Consider the following 6,050-nt stretch of genomic DNA (forward strand, 5'->3'; position numbering starts at 1 on the left):
ACCGGCTTTTATATTAGAGATTCTTAGCTTACAATTTCTGTAATCTGTCCGGCACCTACTGTACGTCCACCTTCGCGGATAGCGAAACGAAGACCTACGTTACATGCCACAGGATAGATTAGTTCTACTGTGATAGTCACGTTATCACCAGGCATAACCATATCTGTTCCTTCCGGAAGAGTGATCTCACCGGTTACGTCAAGAGTACGTAGATAGAACTGAGGACGATATTTGTTATGGAATGGAGTATGACGTCCACCTTCTTCTTTTTTCAGGATATAAACCTCAGCCTTGATTGTAGTATGAGGGGTGATTTTTCCCGGGTGAGTGATAACCATACCGCGTTTGATTTCTTCTTTGTCGATACCACGAAGAAGTAGACCAACGTTGTCACCGGCTTGTCCGTCGTCAAGAATCTTACGGAACATTTCAACTCCTGTTACAACTGATTTCTTAGCTGTAGCGCCAAGTCCAATGATCTGAATTTCTTCACCGGTTTTGATCTTACCTGTTTCGATACGGCCTGTTGCTACTGTACCACGACCAGTGATAGAGAACACGTCTTCAACCGGCATCAGGAATGGTTTATCCACATCGCGTGGAGGAAGCGGAATCCAAGTATCTACAGCATTCATAAGCTCCATTACTTGACTTACCCAAGGCTCAACGCCATTCAAAGCGCCTAGTGCAGAACCACGGATAACCGGAGTATTATCGCCGTCGAAATCGTAGAATGAAAGAAGTTCTCTCATTTCAAGCTCTACTAATTCCAACATTTCTTCGTCTTCAACGATATCACATTTGTTCATGAAAACAACCAATCTTGGTACGTTTACCTGACGTGCCAGAAGGATGTGCTCGCGAGTTTGAGGCATCGGACCATCAGTAGCAGCAACTACGATGATAGCTCCGTCCATCTGAGCGGCACCGGTAACCATGTTTTTCACATAGTCGGCGTGACCCGGACAGTCAACGTGAGCATAGTGACGGTTAGCTGTTTCATATTCAACGTGAGCAGTATTGATAGTGATACCACGTTCTTTTTCTTCAGGAGCGTTGTCGATCGAATCGAATGAACGGACTTCAGAAAGGCCTTTATCAGCTAATACCTTAGTAATAGCAGCAGTCAAAGTAGTTTTACCATGGTCTACGTGACCGATTGTACCGATGTTAACATGCGGTTTCGCCCGGTTAAAATGTTCTTTTGCCATAATTAATCTTCTATTATTTAGTTAATGTATATATTTAATTCAATTTTGAATCAAGTAATTAAGTCGGTCTATTTTACTAGAGCCCATGACGGGACTTGAACCCGTGACCTCTTCCTTACCAAGGAAGTGCTCTACCACTGAGCTACATTGGCAGATTAAAACACTTTCTTCAATAAAAACCATCCTTTATAAGATCTGATTTACGCAGGAGTATTTATTGAAAGAAACAGTTAAAAACCATAAGGCGCAAAGCACTCTTAATCTTTTTAATCCTTTAATGCTGAGCCTCTTGTCGGATTCGAACCAACGACCCCGAGATTACAAATCACGTGCTCTGGCCAGCTGAGCTAAAGAGGCACAAAAGGTCTAACTTCGCCACCGTTCTGCTTTTCCGGAAGCGAAACGGCGACAAAATTAGAAATTATTTTTTAGAATAACAATACTTTATGTATTTATTTTTCTTCTGCTTTCTCTTTTGCATCAAATCTTCTATTCCACCTTGAGGAATAACATATTATAGCCCGACTTTTATTTAGCGGTTATCTTTTCCTTTACCTTGAGTATTTGCTTTTCAAGGGCCTCTACATTCAACGAAATAGCTTCTTCGAACGTATCCGCGATTTTGTTCGCAAATAGTTCCCCACTTTTTATATTCAGCTTCACAGACGCTTCCTTATTGTTTGCTATCTCAGGCTTCACCACCTTAAGAATAACCTCTGCATCAATAATTAGATCTGAAAATCTATCCAACTTAGACAATTTCTTTTCTATAAACTCTTTCAATTGGACTGACGCATCAAAATGCACTGATTGAATTGCAATGTTCATAATATTTCCTCCTTTACTTTTAAGCTCTTGGGTGAGCTTTGTTATAAATTTTCTTTAATTCTTCAAACGAAGTATGTGTGTAAATCTCAGTTGCCGCAAGGCTTGAATGCCCCAATAACTCCTTCACCGCATTAATATCCGCCCCATTGTTCAGCATACTCGTTGCAAAGGAATGCCTCAGAACGTGCGGGCTTGTTTTCGATAGTGTTGAAATTTGCTTCAGACTCTCTGTCACTATGCGATGGATCATCATCGGATAAAGCTTCTCTCCGTCTTTCTTAACAAAGAAATAGCCGGATTGGTTCTCTATTTCTTCATTCCGCGCGTCTATATATTGCCTTATCAGCAACAGCATATTGTCACTAACGGGGATCAGACGCTGTTTATTCCGCTTTCCTGTAACCTGTATTGTTCTGGAACTGAAATCAATATCAAGATCTTTCAACCCCAAGAGTTCGGCACGGCGTATACCTGTCACGTAAAACAGTTCGATCATAATATGATTCCGTAAAGCTTCAAAACCATTTTCTACCACCGGTTCATCCAATATTTTTTCCATATCGGAATTATTCACAAATGCAGGTATCGGTTTTGAATTTTTAGGCCCTACTATCCTTTTCATGGGATTGGCCGGCATCTCGCCTATCCGCAACAGATATTTATAAAACGACTTGAGTGCGCTCAACTTCCGGTTGACCGACCGGGGCGACATTTTATCTTCCATCAGGGATACAATCCACATACGGATAAGATCGTTATCTACAGACTTAATATCGACATCGGGAAAGTGGAACAACAAAAACTCAGAGAACTGATGCAGGTCTTTAGAATAAGAAATCTCCGTATGTAAAGAATAATTCTTTTCATAACGGAGATACTTTATATATTTCTCTATTAACAACATCATTCGTCCACTTTTCAATCGTGAATGACGAAGTTAATATTTTTATGTGAAAAAGACAATACCTGTTTTAGTCTTCAGAACGATGCATTGCCTGAACATAAACAGCATGCAATCTTTGCTCTCTCTTAACTACAGACGGTTTGCGGAATTCCTGACGTCTTCTTAATTCTTTAACAACACCTGTTTTTTCGTATTTTCTTTTAAATTTTTTTAGGGCTCTTTCGATATTTTCGCCTTCTTTTAACGGAACAATAATCATAATTGTATTCTGTTTTATTTTTTGTTTTTTATTAATTCTATTTTTTCTGGAAACGTGAAGACTATAATAGCCTCTATTTTATATATAAGGAATCTTCATTAATAATCTTATGAACACCGCTATTAAAGCGACATTAATTCTCTCAAATTATATGTATGTTCAAAAGATCATCAAACCTCCTCTCTGTTTCGGGCTGCAAATTTATTATATAAAATCTTAACTTCCAAGACTTTTTTCTATTTTATTCTTTCCATTCGGATGTGCGGTATTGTATCTTCAATATACATTTCTCCCACTTGATAGAAGCTATGGGTTTCATAAAACCGCTTCAAATGCTGCTGTGCCGATATGGTAATCGCAGTTTCTTGGAGAACTTCTTCCGTTATTTCAATCGCTTTTTTCATCAGTTCATGCCCATATCCATATTTACGATACTCCCCGGCAATAATTACCCGGCCGATGGATGCTTCTTCAAAATAATCTCCAGCCTTAAATAACCGGCAATACGCTACTAATTTATCATCGATATACCCATGCAGATGTAATGCCTTCTGGTCTTTATAATCCGGATCGAGATAAGGGGCATTCTGTTCCACCACAAACACTTTTCCCCGTAAATGCAATATCGCATAAAGTTCGCCTGTCGACAACTCATCGAATGCACTTACTTTCCATATAATTGGTTTTCTCATAAATCACTTAATAATGCCAATCAGCAGTTAAAGTTATTATTGTAGTGTAAAATGTTCTTTTATTTTATGCTGCGCGCAATCACAGATTGCTTATATTCTCAACATATGCTCATTACTGCCGCGCCCTGCCGGGCTTGTCCTTACTTTTGGCATTGCCCAAAAGTAAGCAAAAAGCTAGCGCTTCGTCCCTCGGCGACCCACAACCGGTTTGCCGGCTGAAAGGAACGAACGGGCTATCGCCCCGTCCCTTTCTACGCCGCCTGCACCGGGTGGGTGCCCCCGCCTGCGGAACTAATGCGCGGGAAGCTGACGCACGACAAGAGCCTGCCTTGTCTGGCTTTAGCCGCGCCGTTAGCTTCAAGTACGGGGCACCCATAGGACGAAAAAGGCGTTAAAAACAAAAACGTGTCTGAGCTTATCTAATGATTCGTATACTACAAAACCCGGAGCGAGTTTTTTTGTTTAGCCTTTAAGTCCGTTATGGGTCGGACGTTGAAGCGGGGCGCAAAAGCCTTTTTGGTTCCTTTTGCGGCTTTGGGCAAAAGGGACACAAGCAATCTAAGATTGCGCGCAGATGAAGATAATAGAACAATTAATTACATACACTTCGTTCCTGTGAATATTAATTCAACTACTGATGTGCATTAATAGCTGAAATACATTCTTCCAAACTCAACAACCTTTGTTCGCCGGAGACCATGTTTTTCAACATGATTTTATTTTCATTCATTTCATTCTCACCGATAATGGCCACATAAGGAACTTTATTCGAATCGGCATATTTCATCTGCTTATTCATCTTTGCCGGCTCCGGATATATTTCCGTAGCAATTCCGGATTGTCTCATCTTTGTTACCAGAGGAAGGATGTGTGCTTCTTCTTTCGCTCCAAAATTAACGAAAAGCACCTGCGTGTTCTGTATCGAATCTTTCGGATACAGATCCAACTGATTCAGTACATCGAAAATACGGTCGGCTCCAAAAGAAATACCAACGCCCGACACTCCCGGCAAACCGAATATTCCGGTCAGGTTATCGTAACGCCCGCCTCCGGTAATACTACCTATTTGCACGTCTAACGCTTTCACCTCAATGATAGCGCCTGTATAGTAATTCAAGCCGCGGGCAAGAGTCAGATCAAGCTCCAGATCGGAACGAACTCCTACAATTTTCAACTTATCGAGGATGAAGGCGAGTTCACCGACACCTTGTATTCCTATCTCTGATGCCTGCAAAACAGTTTTCAGTGTCGCAAGCTTTTCCTCGTTACTTCCCTGCAATAGAATAATAGGCTGCAATTGATCTATTGCCTTTCGCGGAATACCTTTCGATGCGAGTTCTTCATTTACTTTATCCAGACCGATCTTATCCAGCTTGTCAATAGCAACGGTTATATCCACTATCTTATCCGATTCACCGATAATCTCGGCGATACCGGAAAGTATCTTGCGGTTGTTCAGTTTTATACTAACCCTGATACCAAAACGATTGAATACTTCATCGATAATCTGAATCAGTTCCACTTCATTGATTAGGGAATCTGAACCTACGACATCGGCATCGCATTGGAAAAATTCACGGTAACGCCCCTTTTGCGGACGGTCGGCACGCCATACAGGCTGTATCTGATAACGCTTGAACGGAAAAGTAATATCGTTGCGGTGCATTACCACATAGCGGGCAAACGGGACTGTCAGGTCGTAACGAAGTCCTTTGTCGCTCAACTTGGTTGCCAAACGATTCACGTTTCTTTCGGTCAATTCCTCATCGCTTATATCTTTCAGATAATCTCCGGAATTCAATATCTTAAATAAAAGCTTATCCCCCTCTTCTCCGTATTTTCCCATCAGCGTGGACAGGTTTTCCATTGCCGGAGTTTCTATCTGGCGGAAACCGTATAATTTGTAAACCTCTCGTATCGTATCGAAAATATAGTTCCGTTTCGCCATTTCTTCCGGCGAAAAATCTCTTGTACCTTTAGGTATTGAAGGTTGCGACATAGCTTTATCGTTCAAATTGTTATTCGGACTGCAAACCTACATAAAAATCTTCGATTTTTAGGCCAGTTGTATAAAAAACCAAGACCACCCTTATCTTTATAGGCTGAGTGGTATCAGCGTGTGATCCACAGATTGTAATTATTTACCGTGGTCTATG

At 41.0% G+C, this 6,050-nt stretch carries 7 protein-coding genes and 2 tRNA genes; 1 reads left to right on the top strand and 8 read right to left on the bottom strand.

Going from position 1 to position 6,050, the window contains the following annotated elements:
- Nucleotides 1-23: 23 nt before the first annotated feature.
- From tuf to ACYPZI_RS09365, 7 genes are all read right to left on the bottom strand, one after another.
- Nucleotides 24-1,211, bottom strand: coding sequence for an elongation factor Tu (gene tuf, locus ACYPZI_RS09335; RefSeq protein WP_459600890.1), 1,188 nt, complete (start codon nt 1,209-1,211; stop codon nt 24-26).
- An 80-nt stretch (nt 1,212-1,291) separates the two neighbouring features.
- Nucleotides 1,292-1,363 (bottom strand) — tRNA-Thr (locus ACYPZI_RS09340).
- A 131-nt stretch (nt 1,364-1,494) separates the two neighbouring features.
- Nucleotides 1,495-1,568, bottom strand: a tRNA-Thr gene (locus ACYPZI_RS09345).
- A gap of 171 nt (nt 1,569-1,739) precedes the next feature.
- Complete coding sequence (hpf, locus tag ACYPZI_RS09350) at nt 1,740-2,039, bottom strand: ribosome hibernation-promoting factor, HPF/YfiA family (protein ID WP_459600892.1); 300 nt, start codon at nt 2,037-2,039, stop codon at nt 1,740-1,742.
- A 19-nt stretch (nt 2,040-2,058) separates the two neighbouring features.
- Nucleotides 2,059-2,940 carry a tyrosine recombinase XerC gene (locus tag ACYPZI_RS09355; RefSeq protein ID WP_459600902.1) on the bottom strand — a complete coding sequence of 294 codons (882 nt, stop codon included), beginning with the start codon at nt 2,938-2,940 and terminating at the stop codon, nt 2,059-2,061.
- A 70-nt stretch (nt 2,941-3,010) separates the two neighbouring features.
- On the bottom strand, nt 3,011-3,202 hold the full coding sequence (gene rpsU / locus ACYPZI_RS09360; RefSeq protein ID WP_459600894.1) for a 30S ribosomal protein S21: 192 nt from the start codon (nt 3,200-3,202) through the stop codon (nt 3,011-3,013).
- A gap of 236 nt (nt 3,203-3,438) precedes the next feature.
- On the bottom strand, nt 3,439-3,894 hold the full coding sequence (locus tag ACYPZI_RS09365) for a GNAT family N-acetyltransferase (protein WP_459600896.1): 456 nt from the start codon (nt 3,892-3,894) through the stop codon (nt 3,439-3,441).
- 86 nt (nt 3,895-3,980) lie between these two features.
- Between ACYPZI_RS09365 and ACYPZI_RS09370 the strand changes: the two genes are divergently transcribed.
- On the top strand, nt 3,981-4,289 hold the full coding sequence (locus ACYPZI_RS09370) for a hypothetical protein (protein WP_459600898.1): 309 nt from the start codon (nt 3,981-3,983) through the stop codon (nt 4,287-4,289).
- Nucleotides 4,290-4,525: 236 nt separating this feature from the next.
- On the opposite strand, the gene hisS is transcribed toward ACYPZI_RS09370, so the two are convergent.
- Complete coding sequence (gene hisS, locus ACYPZI_RS09375; RefSeq protein ID WP_459600900.1) at nt 4,526-5,893, bottom strand: histidine--tRNA ligase; 1,368 nt, start codon at nt 5,891-5,893, stop codon at nt 4,526-4,528.
- Nucleotides 5,894-6,050 lie beyond the last annotated feature (157 nt).

The organism is Dysgonomonas reticulitermitis (assembly GCF_054601275.1).